This window comes from Streptomyces sp. LHD-70 (assembly GCF_031157275.1).
Taxonomy (GTDB): domain Bacteria; phylum Actinomycetota; class Actinomycetes; order Streptomycetales; family Streptomycetaceae; genus Streptomyces.
In genome coordinates, this window is sequence record NZ_JAVIFW010000019.1 from 1 (window position 1) to 18,531 (window position 18,531).

The following is an 18,531-nucleotide window of genomic DNA, read 5'->3' on the forward strand; positions in this document are numbered from 1 at the left end:
GGCGGGGGCCTGCCGTGCGGATCGGCCGGATCCGAACGGCAGGCCCCCGGGCGTCACTTGCCGAAGGACAGCATGCGGGGCTCCTCCTCGCCGTCACGGCCCATCAGCCGCGAGGACGTGGCGTAGAACCGGCCGTCCGCATAGGCCATCTGTCCCATGCCGGTCATGGAGTTCTCGACGCTCGCCGTGGTCTCCGGGTGCTGCAGGAGCACCTTCGGCTTGCCTCCGTCCGGGCCGAACCGCACGGTCTGGCCCGCCTTGTCGAAGGTCGGCTCGACGTACGCGACGAGGTTGCCGGAGGCGTCCGCGGACAGCGGGAGCAGCGAGCGCGGGTCCTCGGTCTTCCCGCGCCACTTGGGCTTTCCGCTGTCGAGGTCGAAGGCGATGATCTCGTTGCTGCGGTCGTAGTCGCCGGACTTCTTCGTCTCGGTGGCCATGAAGAAGAGGTCGTCGGTGGCGACCATGCCCTGGCAGCTCTGCAGCTCCTTCTCCAGGATGGACATGCCGCAGCGCTGCGTGAACGAGTCCTTGCCGCCGTCGAGCTGCGAGCGGACCTTGCCGTTGTCCTTGAACGCGACGATGTTCCAGGACTTGTCGCTGCGGTTCACCAGGGAGACGACGAGCGGCTTGACCGAGTAGACCTTCTGCACCTCGAAGCCCTTGGGCGTCATGAAGCGCCACTTGACCTTGCCGGTCTTCGGGTCGATCGACTTGAGCTGCTCGTTCTTGTCCGGCTGGGCCAGGCAGGAGTCGACGGCGAGCACCGAATCCCCGTCGGCGGCGAAGGAGTTGGGGAAGCAGCCCCGGTCCTTCTTCAGGGTGTACTGCTCCTTGCCGTCCTTCAGGCTGTACGCGCTGCCGGACTGGGAGCGGGCCACCATCACGTTCTCGCCGGCGATCTCCAGGTCCAGCGTGACGGTCGAGTCGAAGAGGCCGCCCGTCTCGGTCTTCTTCTGCCAGCCCTTCTCACCCGTGTTGAGGTCGATCATCTGGAGCTGGTTGCACTTGCTCTTCTCCTGGCTGTCCGTGTCCTTGTGGGCCACGACGACCATGCCGTCCTCGGAGGGGCGGGGCGGGGTGTCGCACACGGCGTGCGGCAGCTTGACGCTCCAGGCCTTGCTGCCGTCGCTCGTCTTGAAGGCGGTGACCTCCTTGTACCCGGCCTGGATGACGTGGTCGCCCACGGTCCAGATGTTCATGAGCTCGGCGCCGTTGCGCGGGGTGTCGAGGTCGTTCTTGGCGACCCAGGCCTTCGCCTCGCCGGGCTTGCGGCCGGAGTTGAGGTCGTCCTCGCCGCCGTCGCGGCTGCCCGCGGTCTCCTCGCCTGCGTCGGTCGGCTTGTTGTCGCCGCCCTTGGCGATGGGCTGCTTCTTCTTCGGCTCCTCGTCACCGCTGGTGGCGAACCAGACGCCGCCGCCGATCACGAGGACCGCGGCGAGGGCCGCACCGATGATGGCGGCGGGCTTGCCCTTGAACGGGCTGCCCGAGCCGCCGCCGGGACCGACGGGGCCGCCGGGCATGCCGGGCGCGGGCGCGCCCGGGTACTGCGGCTGCTGCGGGTATCCGTACGGCGCCTGGCCGGGCGCTCCGGGCTGCCCCGGCTGGCCGTACGGACCGGGCTGCGCCTGGGCGTACGGGTTGTCGGCGGCGGGCTGGCCGGGCTGGCCGGGCTGCGGGTAGCCGTACCCGGGCTGTGCGGGCGGCGGGGTGCCGGGAGGTGCGGCGGGCGGGGCCGCGGGGGGTGTCGGCGGAGCCGCGGGCGGCGGTGCGGTGGGCGGCGCGGACGGCGGCGCCGGTGGCACGGGAGGTGTCTGCGGCGGCTGACCGGGCCCCTTGGACATCCCCTGCTGAGGGTCCTGCGGTGCCCCGGCACCACCTGGCGGCTGCGGCGGCTGGCTGGGCGGCTGACTCATCAGCGGTGTACCTCTTCACACGGGTCCCGCTGCCCAACCGACCTCCCCCGCAATTCCGTTGGTCAAATCCCCCCGGAAAGGAGCGAATCGGGCATTGTCCCCGTACCTGAATGTCTAGTCGAGCGGGAGTTCTTTCTACCACTGACCGCTGACATCCAGCCGCGTCGGTCGGCCCCTTGTTCCCAAGGGAGGACCGGCTTGTGATGCCGTCGTTACCGCCCTGCGCGGGCCCTGGGCGGGCCGTTGCGGGAGGGGCTCAGGAGGCGTCCTCGGCCAGTTCCAGCCACCGCATCTCCAACTCCTCGCGCTCCCCGTCGAGTTCACGCAGCTCGGCGTCGAGCTGGGCGACGCGGCCGAAGTCCGTGGCGTTCTCGGCGATCTGCGCGTGGAGCTTTGTCTCCTTTTCGGAGATCTTGTCCAACTGTCGCTCGATCTTCTGGAGTTCCTTCTTCGCGGCACGGGCGTCCGCCGAGGACTTGGCGGGCGCCGCGCCCGGCGCCGCCGCCGGGGCGGCCGAGGCGGCGGCCGCCTCCTCCATGCGGTGCCTGCGCTCCAGGTACTCGTCGATGCCGCGCGGCAGCATCCGCAGCGCGCCGTCGCCGAGCAGGGCGAACACCTCGTCCGTGGTGCGCTCGATGAAGAACCGGTCGTGCGAGATGACCACCATCGAGCCGGGCCAGCCGTCGAGCACGTCTTCCAGCTGCGTCAGCGTCTCGATGTCGAGGTCGTTGGTGGGCTCGTCGAGGAACAGCACGTTCGGCTCGTCCATGAGCAGCCGCAGGATCTGCAGCCGCCGCCGCTCACCACCGGACAGGTCCCCCACGGGCGTCCACTGCTTCTCCTTGCCGAAGCCGAACTGCTCGCAGAGCTGGCCGGCGGTCAGCTCCCGGCCCTTGCCGAGGTCGACCCGGTCCTTGACCTGCTGCACGGCCTGCAGCACCCGCCAGGTCGGGTCCAGCTCGGCGACCTCCTGGGAGAGGTACGCCAGCTTCACCGTCTTGCCGACCACGACCTCGCCCGCCACCGGCTGCTCCTCGCCCTGGCTGCGGGCGGCCGCCGCGAGCGCACGGAGCAGCGAGGTCTTGCCCGCGCCGTTCACGCCGACCAGGCCGATGCGGTCACCGGGGCCGAGCTGCCAGGTCAGATGCTTGAGCAGCACCTTCGGGCCCGCCTGTACGGTCACGTCCTTCAGGTCGAAGACCGTCTTGCCGAGCCGGGCGCTGGCGAACTTCATCAGCTCGGAGGTGTCGCGCGGCGGCGGCACATCGGCGATCAGCTCGTTGGCGGCCTCGATGCGGTAGCGCGGCTTGGACGTACGGGCGGGGGCGCCGCGCCGCAGCCAGGCCAGCTCCTTGCGCATCAGGTTCTGCCGCTTGGCCTCCTCGGTGGCCGCGATCCGCTCGCGCTCGGCCCGCGCGAAGACGTAGTCGCTGTAGCCGCCCTCGTACTCGTACACGTCGCCGCGCTGCACGTCCCACATGCGGGTGCAGACCTGGTCGAGGAACCAGCGGTCGTGGGTGACGCAGACGAGCGCCGAGCGGCGGGTGCGCAGATGTCCGGCGAGCCAGGAGATGCCCTCCACGTCGAGGTGGTTGGTGGGCTCGTCGAGGACGATGAGGTCCTGCTCGGCGATCAGCAGCTGGGCGAGCGCGATACGGCGGCGCTCACCGCCGGAGAGCGGCCCGATGACGGTGTCGAGCCCCTTCTCGAAGCCCGGCAGGTCGAGCCCGCCGAACAGCCCGGTCAGTACGTCCCTGACCTTGGCGTCGCCCGCCCACTCGTGGTCGGCCATGTCACCGATGACCTCGTGCCGGACGGTGGCCTCGGGGTCGAGCGAGTCGTGCTGCGTGAGGACGCCGGCACGCAGGCCGCCGCTGTGCGTGACGCGGCCGGTGTCGGCCTCCTCCAGCTTGGCGAGCATCCGGATGAGGGTGGTCTTGCCGTCGCCGTTGCGGCCGACGACGCCGATGCGGTCCCCTTCGGAGACGCCGAGGGAGACCGCGTCAAGCAGGGCACGGGTGCCGTACACCTTGCTGACTGCCTCGACATTGACCAGATTGACGGCCATTTCACTCCTGGGACGGGGGTAGATCGACGTCCCAGCGTAGTCGCAACGCCCAGGTCCCCCGGGGCTCGGTACCGGGGGCTCCGCCCCCAGGCCCCCCGATCGCCCTGCGGGCTCGTCCTCAAGCGCCGGACGGGCTGGTTCTGCCGTCGTTCGGCTACCGCGCCGTCGTGGCCGGTCGCGCCCCGCGGCGGAGCCGCAAATGTCACAGCCCCGCGCCCCTATCGGGGGCACGTGAGACGCCCGCGCCCCACCAGCGCCCACCCGACCAGCACCATCACCACCGCCCCCGGCGCCGACACCTCCACCGCGATCAGCAGCGCCGTCCGGCCCTCGAGCAGGCCCCCGAAGCCGACCATCGACAGGCCGAGGACGCCGAGCAGGCAGAGCGTGATGCCGAGGGCCGCCGGCGGCCCGGAACCCGTGGTCGCCGCGACAGGGACCGGCCGCTCGAAGCGCCGGAACGCGGTCACGAGCAGAGACGTGACCAGCGCCGCCGCAACCACCCGCACCGGCACCTGCGCCCACCACACCGCACTTGCGGGCTCCGGCAGCGGGACGCCGAGGGCGAGGAGCGCGCCGTACACCGCGAGCATCGCCGTGAGGTGCCACAGGAAGGCGGTCATGGCGATGCCGCTCGCGGCGACCACCCCGCGCCACACCCGCGGCCGCCGCAGCCACGCCCCGACCGGCCGCCGCACCAGCTCGACCGCGCCGACCAGCCACAGCCCGTGGCAGAGCAGCGCGAACGTGGGCGGGGCCATGTTGGAGATCTTCTCGCCGGGCATCCCGACCATCGACAGCGGATACGGCCCGTACGTCACCAGGGCCACCGCACCCACGAGCCCGCACCCGGCCAGCGCGGCGGGCACGCCCCGGACGGCGAGCCGGCCGTCCGCGCGCAGGAAGCCCAGCTGGTGCACGGCGAGCCAGACGAGGGCGAAGTTGAGGAACTCCACGTACGGGACGCCGAGGGCGAAGCGCAGGACGTCGACGGCGCCCGCGGCGCCCAGAAGCGCGCCGAACACGCCCCAGCCCCACCGCTCGTGCGCCTTGAGCAGCGGCGGTGTGCAGGCGACCATCGCGAGGTAGATGCCGATGAACCACAGCGGCTGCGCGACCAGGCGCAACGTGATGTCGATCAACCCCCCGCCCGTGCCCAGGAGTTGGACGAGCAGCGCGGCCGCGCCCCAGACGAGGACGAACACGATGGTGGGGCGCAGGAGCCGCGACAACCGCGCCCGCAGGAACGTCGAGTAGAGCTGTGCGGGGCCGGTCCTGCCGCGCAGCGAGCGGTACGACCGGGCGTGCGCGAAGCCGCCGACGAAGAAGAAGACCGGCATGATCTGCAGGACCCAGGTGAGCAGTTGGAGCTCGGGGACGACGGCCAGCAGGTTGCCCACCTCGACCCGCCCGCCCGGGCCGGTGGCCACGGCGGCCATCAGCCAGTGCCCGAGCACGACGGCACCGAGCGAGGCGACGCGCAGCAGGTCGATGTAGCGGTCCCGGGTGTCCGGGGTGGCCGCTGCGAGTCGGGCGGCGGTGGCGACGGAGGTGGAGTCCATGCCCGCCACCGTCCCGAAACGCCCGGGCAGGGCGACAGGGCTCGGGTACTCAACTGGGCCTGAGTACCTGAGTCGTCCGTACGTCCAGGGCCCGTCTCCCCGATCTTTGCGGGCCCTAGACGGCCGGGTCGATCACCGTCGCACCCGGTGCCGGGGCCGAGGCGACGCGGACCGTGCGGCAGGTGTCCGACTTCAGCAGGGCCTCGGCGACGGCTTCCGCGGACGCGGCGTCCTGGGCGAGGAACGCGGTGGTCGGGCCCGAGCCGGAGACGAGGGCCGCGAGGGCGCCGCCGTCCGTGCCGGCCACGAGCGTCCGCTCCAGGGCGGGGAAGAGGGAGAGCGCGGCGGGCTCCAGGTCGTTGGTGAGGACGGCCGCGAGAGCCTCCGCGTCCCCTGCGCGCAGGGCGTCGATGAGCGCGGGCGAGGCCTCCGGGGCGGGGACGTCGTGGCCCTCCCACATGCGGTCGAACTCGCGGTACACGGCGGGGGTGGAGAGGCCGCCGTCGGCGAGGGCGAAGACCCAGTGGAACGTGCCGCCCACCTCCAGCGGCGTCAGCACCTCGCCCCGCCCCGTACCCAGCGCCGCCCCGCCGACCAGGCTGAACGGCACGTCACTGCCCAACTCGGCGCAGATGTCGAGGAGTTCGTACCGGGAGGCACCGGTCCCCCACAGCGCGTCGCACGCCACCAGCGCACCCGCCGCGTCGGCGCTGCCGCCCGCCATCCCGCCCGCGACGGGGATGTCCTTCGCGATGTGCAGGTGGACGTCGGGTGCCACACCGTGCCGTTCCGCGAGGGCGAGGGCCGCGCGCGCCGCCAAGTTGCCCCGGTCCAGCGGGACTTGGTGGGCGTCCGGGCCCGAGCACGTCACCCGCAGCTCATCGGCCGGGGTCGCCGTGACCTCGTCGTACAGGCCCACCGCCAGGAAGACGTTCGCCAGGTCGTGGAAGCCGTCGGGGCGGGCGCCGCCCACCGCGAGCTGGACGTTGACCTTGGCGGGCACGCGTACGGTCACACTCACTGGCCCGCTCCCCGGTTCTCGGCGATCTTCGCGAACTGCTCGACGGTGAGGGCCTCGCCGCGCGCCTGCGGGGAGACCCCGGCGGCGACGAGCGCGGCCTCGGCGGCCGCGGCCGAACCGGCCCAGCCGGCAAGGGCTGCGCGCAGCGTCTTGCGGCGCTGGGCGAACGCGGCGTCGACGACAGCGAACACCTCCGCGCGGGACGCCGTCGTCGCGACCGGCTCGGTGCGCCGGACCAGGGAGACCAGGCCGCTGTCGACGTTCGGCGCGGGCCAGAAGACGTTGCGGCCGATCGCTCCGGCGCGCTTGACGTCCGCGTACCAGTTGGCCTTCACGGACGGCACTCCGTACACCTTCGAGCCGGGAGTGGCCGCGAGGCGGTCGGCGACCTCGGCCTGCACCATGACGAGCGTGCGGTCGATGCTCGGGAACGTGGCCAGCATGTGCAGGAGGACGGGCACCGCGACGTTGTACGGCAGGTTCGCGACGAGTGCCGTGGGCGCCGGGCCCGGCAGCTCGTCGACGTGCATCGCGTCGGAGTGCACGAGCGCGAAGCGGTCGGCGCGCTCCGGCATGCGGGCCTCGACGGTGGCGGGCAGCGCGGCGGCGAGCACGTCGTCGATCTCGACGGCGGTGACCCGGTCGGCGGTCTCCAGGAGCGCGAGCGTCAGCGAGCCGAGGCCCGGGCCGACCTCCACGACCACGTCGTCGGGGCGCACCTCGGCGGTGCGGACGATCCGGCGGACCGTGTTCGCGTCGATGACGAAGTTCTGGCCGCGCTGCTTGGTGGGGCGTACGCCAAGGGCGGCGGCCAGTTCACGGATGTCGGCCGGGCCGAGGAGGGAGTCGGGGCTGTTGCTCACCGCATAAGCGTAAGGGGCCGCGGAAACGGCCCTTACAACCGCGACTACAACCGCGGCTACAACCGCGACCCGCAGTGCGGCCAGGGGCTCGCTCCGCGCTGCGTGTACAGCTTCTTCGCGCGGTACGTCTGCTCGGCCGCGCTCGCGTCCTGGGGGCGGCCGGTCCCGCCGAGGCTCTGCCAGGTGCCGGTGTCGAACTGGTAGAGCCCGCCGTACGTCCCCGAAGGGTCCACCGCGTCGGGCCGGCCGCCGGACTCGCACCGCGCGAGCGCGTTCCAGTCGAGGCCGTCGGCGCCCTGCACGCTGGTCGGCAGCGGCCGGGTGCCGACCTTCACGTGCTGGGTCCGCGGGGCGCGCACCAGCTGCGAGTCGATCCGCCGCGGCCGCTGCCGCACGCCGTTCACGGTGCGCAGCTCGTACGTGACGCGGCGGGCGCCCTGCCGTCCGGCGCGCTCGACGACCTCGGTGCCGCGGTAGAGCATGGCGTCGTCGGTGCGCCGCACGTCGAAGGCGATGGGCTCCTCGCGCACCTCCCGGCTGCCGGTGACGCGAAGGACGGTGAGGGTCTGGCCGTCGCGCGGGAACGACTCGGGCGGTACGGACGTGGTGTCCTGGCCGTGCAGCGAGATCCCGGCCTCGGCGACGGCCTCCCGTACGGTCGCGGCGTTGGTGCGGATGGTGCGCTCGCGGCCGTCGGCCATGACGGTCACGGTGCGTTCGGTGCGGACGTCGAGCTCCAGGCCGCCGCGGCCGATCCGCTGCGAGCGGTCGGCGGACAGATGGGCGCCCTCCGCGCGCACGCCGAGCTGGCGCAGCGCGCCCTCGACGGTGCCGGCCGTCGTCCACACCTGGCGGCGTTCCCCGTCGAGGGTGAGGCGGACGAGCCTCCCGTACCGGACGACGACGTCGTCGCCGCTGGCCAGCGGGGTGCCGGGGGCGGGCGCGACGATGTCGTGGGCGCCGACGTGCAGGCCCTCGTCGGCGATGAGTTCGCCGACGTCGTCCGCGAAGGTGTGCAGGGTGCGCGGCTTGCCGTCGACGGAGAGCTGGACGGCCTTGTCCTTCGCGACGAACGCGGTGGTGCCGCCCGCGAGGAAGGCGACGACGAGGGCCTGCGGCAGCAGCCGCCTCAGGGCCTCGGGGCGTTCGGCGCTCTGCTTGCGCTTGGCCGCGCGCCGGGCTGCGGCCCGGCCCGGATTCGGCTGAGGAGCGGGGTCCGGGGCGGAGCCCCGCGGCGGTGCGACGGTCGAGCCGCGCCATTCATCAACGTTCACGACGAAGCGCTCCAGTGACGTCCACGGTCCTGACTTCGGGCCAGCAGAACCTAGCGGAGCCGACGGCCGACCGTCACTCTTCACACTCGTACGGTCACGGAGCGTCGCCGCGTTGCCCCACGCTTCCGCACCGCGCCCGTTATCCGTCAGTAATCAAATGCGCGCGCCGTGTTGTCGCGTACGGCCTCCGCCATGGTGTCCTCGTCGACGCCCTTGACCTGGGCCATGGCCCGCAGCGTGACCGGAATGAGATAGGGCGCGTTAGGCCGACCGCGGTAGGGCGCGGGCGTCAGGAAGGGCGCGTCGGTCTCGACCAGGACGAGGTCGAGGGGCGCCGCGTCCAGGGCGTCCCGCAGGGGCCCCGCGTTCTTGAAGGTGACGTTGCCGGCGAAGGACATGTAGTAGCCCTGCTCGGCGCAGATCCGGGCCATCGCGGCGTCGCCGGAGTAGCAGTGGAAGACGGTGCGCTCGGGGGCGCCCTCCTCCTTGAGGACGCGCAGCACGTCGGCGTGCGCCTCGCGGTCGTGGATGACGAGGGCCTTGCCGTGCCGCTTGGCGATCTCGATGTGCGCGCGGAACGACCGCTCCTGCGCCTCCTTGCCCTCGGGCCCGGTGCGGAAGTAGTCGAGTCCGGTCTCGCCGACACCCTTGACCTGCGGGAGGGCGGCGAGCCGGTCGATCTCGGCGAGCGCCTCGTCGAGCGCCGCGTCCCCACCGGGCCCGCGCGCGCCCTGCCTCGACCAGCCTCCCCCAGCCCCAGGGGGCTGGGAGGTGCCCCCAGGATCGCCGAGGACGATCCGGGGCGCCTCGTTGGGGTGCAGGGCGACGGTGGCGTGCACGGCCTCGTACGCGGCGGCCGTGTCCGCCGCCCAGCGGGAGCCCTTGAGGTCGCAGCCGACCTGGATCACGGTCGTCACGCCGACGGACGCGGCGTCGGCGAGGCTCTCGGCGACGGTCGCCGACTGCATGTCGAGGTGGGTGTGCGAGTCCGCGACCGGAACCCGCAGGGGTTCCGGCAGCGGCGGCGGCGCGTCTTTGGCGTCCTTGACGTCCTTGGGGCTCATGCCCCGATCCTACGAACGTGCGGACGGCCGGTTCTTCTGGTGGTGGTGCCGGAAGGGGTGCAGCAGGTCGGAGAGGTGCCAGTGGCGCTCCGGCTCCCGTGCGGCGTCCTCGCCGGGCTCCGGGGCCGCCGCTTCGTCCGGCTCCTCCCGCCGGTGGTCGTGCGCGTGCATCAGGTCGAGGACCGAGGACACCTGCCCCGCCCGCATGATCCGTACGACATGGCCACCGCAGTTCATGCAGGTGGGCCGGGTCAGCGGGGACGGCACCCGCTGGCCGTCGACCACGTACATCACGAATTCCCTGCCCGCGCCGTCGACGAAGTGCTCGATGTCGTACGACTGCTCCCAGCCGTGGCCGCAGCGCATACAGGCGAAGGAGTACGACTCTTGAACGGTGGCTACGGCCTCGTGCGGCATACCCGTGGCGACGCGGCCGGTGGTCTCACTCATGCCAGCTCCTCTTGTCCTCCGGACAAGCACATACCGGGACGGGTCTGCGTCCCTGACACCAGTGGACGCCTCCGCCCGGGGGGAGCGCATCAGGCCTGTCGAGTATTGGAGCGTTCTTGGCCTTCTCTATGCGGAAAAGGCCTGGTGCGCGGCCTTCGCTTTGCCTTTCACGATAGTCCTTTGCCGTCCGATGGCGCGCTGCGAGCCGCATTCTTTGCCGCGACCACGGCATCGAACACCTCGCGCTTGGGCAGGCCCGCGTCGGCGGCCACCGCGGCGATCGCCTCCTTGCGCCGCTCCCCCGCCTCCTCGCGCACCCGCACCCGCCGCACCAGCTCGTCCGCGTCGAGCTCCTCGGTGGTCTCGGGGGCACCCTCGACGACGACGGTGATCTCGCCGCGTACGCCCTCGGCGGCCCAGGCGGCGAGCTCGCCGAGCGGGCCGCGCTTCACTTCCTCGTACGTCTTGGTCAGCTCGCGGCACACCGCCGCGCGACGGTCGGCGCCGAAGACCTCGGCCATCGCGGCGAGGGTGTCGTCGAGGCGGTGCGGGGCCTCGAAGTAGACGAGGGTGCGGCGCTCGTCGGCGACCTCGGCGAGGCGGCCGCGGCGCTCGCCCGCCTTGCGCGGCAGGAACCCCTCGAAGCAGAACCGGTCCACGGGGAGCCCGGACAGCGCGAGCGCGGTCAGCACCGCGGACGGTCCCGGCACGGCGGTCACGCGGATGTCCCGCTCGACGGCGGCGGCGACGAGCCGGTACCCGGGGTCGGACACGGACGGCATCCCGGCGTCGGTCACGAGCAGCACCCGCGCCCCACCGGCGAGCGCCTCGACCAGCTCCGGCGTACGGGCGGCCTCGTTCCCCTCGAAGTACGACACGATCCGCCCGCCGGGCTGCACCCCGAGCGCCTGCGTGAGGCGGCGAAGGCGCCGGGTGTCCTCAGCGGCGACGACGTCCGCCGTCTCCAGCTCGGCGGCGAGCCGCGGCGGGGCGTCGGAGGTGTCGCCGATGGGGGTGCCTGCGAGTACGAGCGTTCCTGCTGTCACGGGCCCATCCTCGCAGGGATACGGGAGCCCTCTCGCGGCGGATGCGGTGGTGGCCCGCCCGGGAGGCCGGTACCCCGGTGCTCCCGCAGTCGCGTTCCCTACGATGGCGCGGTGACCAGTGCAGCGTCCACGACGGACTCCACCGACGCGCAAGCGGGACCGGCCGCCGAAACAGCCGAAGCCGCCGAAGCCGCCGAAGCCGCCGAAGCCGCCGAAGCCGCCGAAGCCGCCGATCAGGAACGGCCGCCGGCCTGGCAGGTGCGGCTGCGGCGATTCGGGTACACGGCGCGGCCCAGCGGCGATGTCCGGGCCCGGCTGGTCCCGCCGTACCCCGAACCCGGGCTCCGCGTCTGGGCCGCGCTCGGGGTGGGCGCCGACCGGATCCCGTCCCTGAACCGGCTGCTCGCCTGGGTCGGGCCGCTGCTCGTCACCCTGCTCGCGGGGGCCCTGCGGTTCTGGAACCTGGGCCGGCCGAACAAGGTGATATTCGACGAGACGTACTACGCCAAGGACGCCTGGGCGCTACTGCACCGCGGCTTCGAGGTGAACTGGCCCAAGGACTACAACGACGAGGTCATCCGGCTCGGCTCGGACGTGCCGCTCGGCACCGACGCCGCGTACGTGGTGCATCCGCCGGTCGGCAAGTGGGTCATCGGGCTCGGCGAGTGGATGCACGGCTTCACGCCGTTCGGCTGGCGGTTCATGACGGCCGTGCTCGGCACGCTGTCGGTGCTGCTGATCTGCCGGATCGGGCGGCGCCTCTTCCGGTCGACGTTCCTCGGCTGCCTGGCAGGCGCGCTCCTCGCCGTGGACGGCCTGCACTTCGTGATGAGCCGGACCGCGCTGCTCGACCTGGTCCTGATGTTCTTCGTGGTGGCGGCGTTCGGCTGCCTGGTGGTGGACCGGGACCGGTCGCGGGCGCGGCTCCTGGCCCAACTGCCCGTGGACGAGGACGGGTTGGTCCGCCCGGACGCGGACATCGCGGAGACCGCCCGGCTCGGCTGGCGGCCCTGGCGGATCGCGGCCGGGGTCTGCCTGGGCCTCGCGTTCGCCACGAAGTGGAACGGCCTCTACATCCTGGCCGCGTTCGCCCTGATGTCGGTCCTGTGGGACGTCGGCGCCCGCCGCGTCGCCGGGGCCGGACGGCCGTATCTCGCGGTCCTGAAGCGGGACGTGCTCCCGGCGTTCGTGTCGACGGTGCCGGTGGCGATCGGCACGTACGTCGTGTCGTGGACGGGCTGGATCGTCACCGACAACGGCTACTTCCGGAACTGGGCCGCCACCGACGGCAAGGGCGGCAGCTGGACATTCCTGCCGGACTGGCTGCGCTCGCTGTGGCACTACGAGTACGAGGTCTACCAGTTCCACATCGGCCTGACCTCCGGCCACACCTACGACTCCAACCCGTGGAGCTGGCTGGTCCTCGGCAGGCCCGTCTCGTACTACTACGAGTCCCCCGCGCCCGGCGTGGACGGCTGCCCGGCGAACGCGGCGGAGAAGTGCGCGGCGGAGGTCCTCGCGCTCGGCACCCCGCTGCTGTGGTGGGCGGCCTGCTTCGCCGTGGCGTACGTGCTGTGGCGCTGGCTGTTCCGCAGGGACTGGCGGGCGGGCGCGATCCTGTGCGGCATCGCGGCCGGGTACCTGCCCTGGTTCGCGTACCAGGAGCGGACGATCTTCTACTTCTACGCCGTGGTCTTCGTGCCGTTCCTGTGTCTGGCCGTGGCGATGATGATCGGCGCGATCCTCGGCCCGCCCGGCTCGACGGAACGCCGCCGCATCGTGGGCGCGGTCGGCTCGGGCGTCCTGGTCCTGCTGATCGCGTGGAACTTCATCTATTTTTGGCCGATTTACACCGGGACGCCGATTCCGATGGATTCGTGGCGGGCTCGGATGTGGTTCGACACGTGGGTATGACCGTCCCGTTGACGCCCTGTTGATCCCATTCGCATAACGGCGCCCTGTCCGCCCGCATGGGCGCCGTACGCTCCCCTCATTCTTGAACACGTTCAAGGAACCCTGGGGAGGGGCACGATGCGTGGAGGGGCCAAACTCGCGCTGGTCGGCGGGGTGTTCGCCGCGATGGTGGGGACCGCCGGGTACGGGGCGTACGTACTGGTCGGCGATGCGGGCGGCGGGTCCGGGGACGGGAAGGCGGCCGTGAGGAGCGGGCCGCCGGACCGTGCGGAGGTGCGCGAGACGGCCGAGGCGTTCCTGACGGCGTGGGCGGAGGGGGACGCCGAACAGGCCGCGTCGCACACGGACTTCACGCAGGAGGCGTCCCGCACGCTCGACGCGCTCGCCTCGGACGCCGGGTTCGAGCGGGTGCAGGTGAAGGCGGGCACGCCGAAGGGCAGGACCGTGCCGTTCTCCGTGACGGCCACGGTCCGTCACGAGAAGCACAGCGAGAAGCTGCGCTACGACTCGGAGTTGAGGATCGTGCGCGGCGAGCGCTCGGGCCGGGCCCTGGTCGACTGGAAGCCGTCCGTGGTCCACCCGGAGCTGCGCGAGGGCGATGCGCTGCGGGTCGGCGAGGCACCGGAGCCGCCGATCAAGGCCGTGGACCGGGACGGCATCGAGCTGAAGCGGGCCGACCACCCCTCGCTCGGGCCGATCCTGGACACGCTGCGCGAGCGGTACGGCGACCGGGCGGGCGGGACCCCGGGCGTGGAGCTGTGGGTCGAGCGGGCGGGCGAGTCCACGGCCAACGACACCCTCCTCACCCTCGCCGAGGGCCGCCCCGGCGAGCTGCGCACGACGCTCAGCGCGAAGGTGCAGGCGGCGGCGGAGCAGGCGGTCGCGCGGTACGCCGATGCGTCGGTGGTCGCCCTCCGGCCGAGCAGCGGGGAGATCCTGGCGGTCGCCAACCACCGCGAGGACGGCTTCAACGCGGCCTTCCTCGGCAAGCTGGCGCCCGGCTCCACGATGAAGATCGTCTCCGCCGCGATGCTCATCGACAAGGGCCTGACCAGCGAGAACGGCAAGGCGCCCTGCCCGGAGACGGCGGTCTGGCAGTCCCAGAGATTCCCCAACCTGCGGGGCCTCGCGCCGAACGGGAACGGCACGCTCTCCGACGGCTTCGCCCGCTCCTGCAACACCGCGTTCGTGAAGTTCGCCGACGACGTGCGGGTGGACGACCTCCGCACCGAGGCCCGCCGCCACTTCGGCATCGGCGCCGACTGGAAGACCGGGGTCGTCACGTTCGACGGCAGCGTGCCCGCGTCCGGCGGCCCGGACACCGCCGCCGCGATGCTCGGCCAGGGCCAGGTGCAGCTGAACCCGCTGAACCTGGCGTCGATCGCCGCGACCGTCAAGGCGGGCGCCTTCCGGCAGCCGGTGATCGTGCCGCGCTCCCTCGACGACCGGACGCTCGCCACGGCCACCCCGCTGAACGGCTCCACCGCCGACCAGCTGCGCCGGATGATGCGCCGCACCGCCCTCAGCGGCACCGGGGCCCGCGCGATGGCGGGGCTCGGCGGGGACATCGGCGCCAAGACCGGCTCGGCGGAGGTCGACGGGCAGGAGCGGTCCGACAGCGCGTTCACCGCGTACCGCGGGGACGTGGCCGCCGCCGCGATGGTGCAGAAGGGCGGGCACGGCGGGGACGTCGCCGGGCCGATCGTCGCGGAGGTGCTGCGGGCGGGCGGCTGAGAGCCGCGGGTCCGTCCCCGTACGGAGCGGCAGCGGCAGGCGGCTGACCAGGAGTGGTGCGGGCCGGGCGACCCGGCCGGTGAGCGTCGTCACTTACGGCCTATAGGGTGCCCATCCGGCAGGTCCGGTCGGAAGGCGCGGGCATCCGCGAAGCAAGAACCGGAAGGCGCGGGCGTCCGCGAAGCAAGAACCGGCAAGCGCGGGCATCCGCGAAGAGAGAACCGGAAGGCGCGGGCATCCGCGAGCAGGAACCGGCAAGCGCGGGCGTCCGCGAAGAGAGAACCGGAAGGCGCGGGCATCCGCGAGCAGGAACCGGCAAGCGCGGGCATCCGCGGAACGAGCAGCTGTGGGCAGGAGAGAGCGCATGGAACCCGAGGGCGGGCACGGCACCGGAGCAGTGGGCTCCAGGAGCGGGATGCGCAAGGAGGCCAAGATCGCCCTGATCGGGGCCGCCGTGGTCGCGGTCGCGGCCGGTGCGGGCTTCACCGCGTACGCCCTGACCGGCGGCGGAAGCGAGAACGACGGCACCCAGGGCAGCGACAGGACCGCCGCCGGTGAGCCGAAGAAGGAGCAGGGCCCGCCGAGCGCCGCCGAAGTCCGGTCCACCGGCGCGGAGTTCCTCACCGCGTGGGCCAAGGGCGACGCCGCCGCGGCGGCCGCGCAGACCGACGACGCCAAGGCCGCCCGCGCCGCCCTGGCCTCGTACCGCAAGGACGCCCATCTCACCGAGGTGAAGCTGGAGCCGGGCAAGGCGTCGGGCCAGAAGGTGCCGTTCTCGGTGTCGGCCGTTGCCTCGTACGAGGGAACCAGCAAGCCCTTCGCCTACGAGTCCGAACTGACCGTCGTGCGCGACGAGAAGAGCGGCGAGCCCGTCGTGCGCTGGCAGCCGTCCGTGGTCCACCCGGACCTGCGCGAGGGCGACTCGCTGCGCGCCGACGAGTCCGGGAAGCCGCCGATCAAGGCCGTGGACCGGGACGGTACGGAGCTGACCACGCAGAAGTACCCCTCGCTCGGCACGGTCCTGGACTCGCTGCGTGAGAAGTACGGCGACAAGGCGGGCGGCGAGCCGGGCGTCGAGCTCCGCATCGTGCGCAAGGACTCCGAGGCGGCTCAGAAGGGCGCGGGCACGTCGGACTCCGACGACAAGGCGCTGCCCGACAAGACGCTGCTCACGCTCAGCAAGGGCACCCCGGGCACCGTCGAGACCACGATCAGCGCGAAGGCGCAGGCCAACGCCGAGGCGGAGGTGGCCAAGCGGCAGCGCGCCTCCGTCGTGGTGCTCAAGCCGTCCACGGGCGAGGTGCTCGCGGCCGCCAACTCCAACACGTCGGGGATGAACGTCGCGCTGCAGGGCTCGCTCGCGCCCGGCTCCACGTTCAAGATCGTGTCCGCGTCGATGCTCCTGGAGAAGGGCCTCGCGGGCATCGACAAGCCGCACCCGTGCCCCAAGTACGAGACGTACGGCGGCTGGAAGTTCCAGAACGTCGAGAAGTTCGAGATCAAGAACGGCACGTTCCGCTCCAGCTTCGCGGCGTCCTGCAACACGGCCTTCATCTCGCAGGCGAAGAAGCTCAAGGACAACGATCTGACCAAGCAGGCCCAGGAGGTCTTCGGGCTCGGCAAGGGCGACTGGACCAGCGGCGTCTCGACGTTCGACGGCAGGGTGCCGGTGCAGTCCGACGCGCAGATGGCCGCCTCGCTGATCGGTCAGGGCGGGGTGCGGATGAACCCGCTGAACGTGGCGTCGTTCATCGCGACGGCCAAGACGGGCACGTTCCGCCAGCCGTACCTCGTCTCCCCCGACGTGGACGACCGCACGCTCGCGACGGCTCCGCGGAAGCTGGACGCCTCCGCGCAGGCCCAGCTGAAGGAGCTCCTCACCTACACCGCCACGTCCGGCTCGGCCGCCGAGGCGATGTCCGGGCTCGGCCCCGACATCGGCGGCAAGACCGGCTCGGCCGAGGTCGACGGGCAGAAGAAGCCCAACGGCTGGTTCACCGCCTGGCGCGGCGACCTCGCGTCGGCGGCGGTCATCCAGGAGGGCGGCCGCGGCGGTTCCTCGGCGGGCCCGCTGGTGGCGGCGGTGCTGCGGGGCGGGGCGTGAGTCCTACGGACTGATTCGTGGTCGCATGCTGCCTACACGTACGGCTAGCGTGCGGCCATGACCAGCTCACCCCACACCGACGCTCACCCCCGTTTCGCCGAGGCCCTGCGTGAACTCGGCCTGGAATCCGTGCTTTCCGGGGTCCGTTCCTTCCCGGACGCCACCCGCACCGCCGCGCAGGCCGCCGAGGCGGTCGGCTGCGCGCTCGGCGAGATCGTCAAGTCGCTGATCTTCGCGGCATGGGGGTCCCCCCTGCTCGAGCGCAGCCGAGAGCTTGGGGGAGGGGTGCCCGTACTCGTCCTGATGGACGGGGCTTCGCGCGTCGACATGGAGCTCGTACGGCGGGAGCTGGGCGCCGAGAAGGTCACGCGGGCGAACGCGGACGTCGTACGCGAGACCACCGGGTACGCGATCGGCGGGGTGCCGCCCTTCGGGCACCGCACCCGCACCCGGGTCCTCGCCGACCGCGGCCTGCTCGACCACGCCCTGGTGTGGGCGGCCGCGGGCACCCCGCACACGGTGTTCCCGATGGACCCGAAGGACCTGGTCGCGCACGCGGGCGGCACGCTGGTGGACGTCCGCGAGGCGGGCGAGATCCGCGAGGCCCGCGAGTCCGGCCGATGACGCCGCTCGTCGCGGGGGCCGTCGTCCTGGCCGCGGTCACGCACGCCAGCTGGAACGCGCTGGCCCACCGCATCAAGGACCAGCTGGTCGCGTTCACCCTGATATCCGGCGGCGGCGCCCTGATCGGCGCCGTCCTCGCCTGCTTCGCCCCGTTCCCGGCCGCCGGTGCCTGGCCCGCCCTGATCGTCTCCGCGGTCGTGCACGTGGCCTACCAGGCGCTGCTGATGCGGTCGTTCACCCTCGGCGACTTCGGGCAGATGTATCCGATCGCGCGCGGTACGGCGCCGCTGGTCGTGACCGTCGCCGCGGCCGTCTTCGTCGGTGAGCGCATCGACGGCTGGCAGCTGACCGGTGTGGCCGTCGCCTGCGCGGGCCTCGTCGGCCTCGCCCTGTGGGGCATCCGCGGCTCGGGCCGCCGCCCGCACTGGCCCGCGCTGCTCGCCGCGCTCGCGACGGGGCTGTCCATCGCCGCGTACACGGTGGTGGACGGCGTGGGCGTACGCGCCTCCGGCACCCCGCTCGGCTACATCGCCTGGCTGATGATCCTCGAGGGCGTCTCCATCCCGGCGTACGCCCTCTACCGGCACCGCTCCCGACTCCCCGGGCTGCTGCGCCCGCACGCGGTCCACGGCCTGCTCGGCGCGGGCCTCTCCGTCGCGGCGTACGGGCTCGTGCTGTGGGCACAGACCCGCGCGGCGCTCGCGCCGATCGCGGCGCTGCGGGAGTCGTCGATCATCGTGGGCGCGGCGATCGGCGCGATCTTCTTCAAGGAGAAGTTCGGCGCACCGAGGATCGCCGCGGCGGGCTTGATGGTGGTGGGCATCGGCTTGATGCTGCACACGGGGTAGGCGGTTTTGTTGTGCGGGCGGCGCTGGGTGAAGTGCCCCGATAGGG

The 18,531-nt window shown here is 72.5% G+C and carries 14 protein-coding genes; 5 read left to right on the forward strand and 9 right to left on the reverse strand.

What is annotated here, in order from left to right:
- Positions 1-53 precede the first annotated feature (53 nt).
- The 9 genes from RCO28_RS30330 to rsmI form a co-directional block, all read right to left on the reverse strand.
- Entirely contained in the window at positions 54-1,802 is a 1,749-nt protein-coding gene (locus RCO28_RS30330) for a PQQ-binding-like beta-propeller repeat protein (protein ID WP_308944505.1), read from the reverse strand.
- A gap of 367 nt (positions 1,803-2,169) precedes the next feature.
- Positions 2,170-3,981, reverse strand: a complete 1,812-nt coding sequence (locus RCO28_RS30335) for an ABC-F family ATP-binding cassette domain-containing protein (protein WP_308944506.1) — start codon at positions 3,979-3,981, stop codon at positions 2,170-2,172.
- Positions 3,982-4,199: 218 nt separating this feature from the next.
- The gene (locus tag RCO28_RS30340; protein WP_308944507.1) at positions 4,200-5,543 is read right to left on the reverse strand and encodes an acyltransferase; all 1,344 of its coding nucleotides are present in this window, start codon (positions 5,541-5,543) and stop codon (positions 4,200-4,202) included.
- 115 nt (positions 5,544-5,658) lie between these two features.
- On the reverse strand, positions 5,659-6,564 hold the full coding sequence (locus RCO28_RS30345; protein ID WP_308944508.1) for a 4-(cytidine 5'-diphospho)-2-C-methyl-D-erythritol kinase: 906 nt from the start codon (positions 6,562-6,564) through the stop codon (positions 5,659-5,661).
- Positions 6,561-7,427: a 16S rRNA (adenine(1518)-N(6)/adenine(1519)-N(6))-dimethyltransferase RsmA gene (rsmA, locus tag RCO28_RS30350; RefSeq protein WP_308944509.1), complete on the reverse strand. Its 867-nt coding sequence runs from the start codon at positions 7,425-7,427 to the stop codon at positions 6,561-6,563. Before rsmA ends, RCO28_RS30345 begins: the two co-directional genes overlap by 4 nt.
- Positions 7,428-7,483: 56 nt before the next feature.
- Complete coding sequence (locus RCO28_RS30355) at positions 7,484-8,716, reverse strand: ubiquitin-like domain-containing protein (protein ID WP_374991284.1); 1,233 nt, start codon at positions 8,714-8,716, stop codon at positions 7,484-7,486.
- A gap of 131 nt (positions 8,717-8,847) precedes the next feature.
- A complete protein-coding gene (locus tag RCO28_RS30360) occupies positions 8,848-9,765 on the reverse strand; it encodes a TatD family hydrolase (protein ID WP_308944511.1) in 918 nt (305 codons plus the stop codon).
- A 9-nt stretch (positions 9,766-9,774) separates the two neighbouring features.
- The gene (locus RCO28_RS30365; RefSeq protein WP_308944512.1) at positions 9,775-10,215 is read right to left on the reverse strand and encodes a hypothetical protein; all 441 of its coding nucleotides are present in this window, start codon (positions 10,213-10,215) and stop codon (positions 9,775-9,777) included.
- A 167-nt stretch (positions 10,216-10,382) separates the two neighbouring features.
- The gene (rsmI, locus tag RCO28_RS30370) at positions 10,383-11,261 is read right to left on the reverse strand and encodes a 16S rRNA (cytidine(1402)-2'-O)-methyltransferase (protein WP_308944513.1); all 879 of its coding nucleotides are present in this window, start codon (positions 11,259-11,261) and stop codon (positions 10,383-10,385) included.
- A gap of 111 nt (positions 11,262-11,372) precedes the next feature.
- Here rsmI and RCO28_RS30375 point away from each other — a divergent pair, with 111 nt between their 5' ends.
- The 5 genes from RCO28_RS30375 to RCO28_RS30395 all read left to right on the forward strand — a co-directional run bounded on the left by RCO28_RS30375 (position 11,373) and on the right by RCO28_RS30395 (position 18,485).
- Positions 11,373-13,175: a phospholipid carrier-dependent glycosyltransferase gene (locus tag RCO28_RS30375; RefSeq protein ID WP_308944514.1), complete on the forward strand. Its 1,803-nt coding sequence runs from the start codon at positions 11,373-11,375 to the stop codon at positions 13,173-13,175.
- Positions 13,176-13,292: 117 nt separating this feature from the next.
- Positions 13,293-14,909 carry a penicillin-binding transpeptidase domain-containing protein gene (locus tag RCO28_RS30380; protein WP_308944515.1) on the forward strand — a complete coding sequence of 539 codons (1,617 nt, stop codon included), beginning with the start codon at positions 13,293-13,295 and terminating at the stop codon, positions 14,907-14,909.
- 415 nt (positions 14,910-15,324) lie between these two features.
- Positions 15,325-17,013, forward strand: a complete 1,689-nt coding sequence (locus RCO28_RS30385) for a penicillin-binding transpeptidase domain-containing protein (protein WP_308944632.1) — start codon at positions 15,325-15,327, stop codon at positions 17,011-17,013.
- 57 nt (positions 17,014-17,070) lie between these two features.
- Positions 17,071-17,637, forward strand: coding sequence for a YbaK/EbsC family protein (locus tag RCO28_RS30390; protein WP_308944516.1), 567 nt, complete (start codon positions 17,071-17,073; stop codon positions 17,635-17,637).
- Positions 17,634-18,485: a DMT family transporter gene (locus tag RCO28_RS30395; protein WP_308944517.1), complete on the forward strand. Its 852-nt coding sequence runs from the start codon at positions 17,634-17,636 to the stop codon at positions 18,483-18,485. The genes RCO28_RS30390 and RCO28_RS30395 overlap by 4 nt, the downstream gene beginning before the upstream one ends.
- Positions 18,486-18,531: the final 46 nt, after the last annotated feature.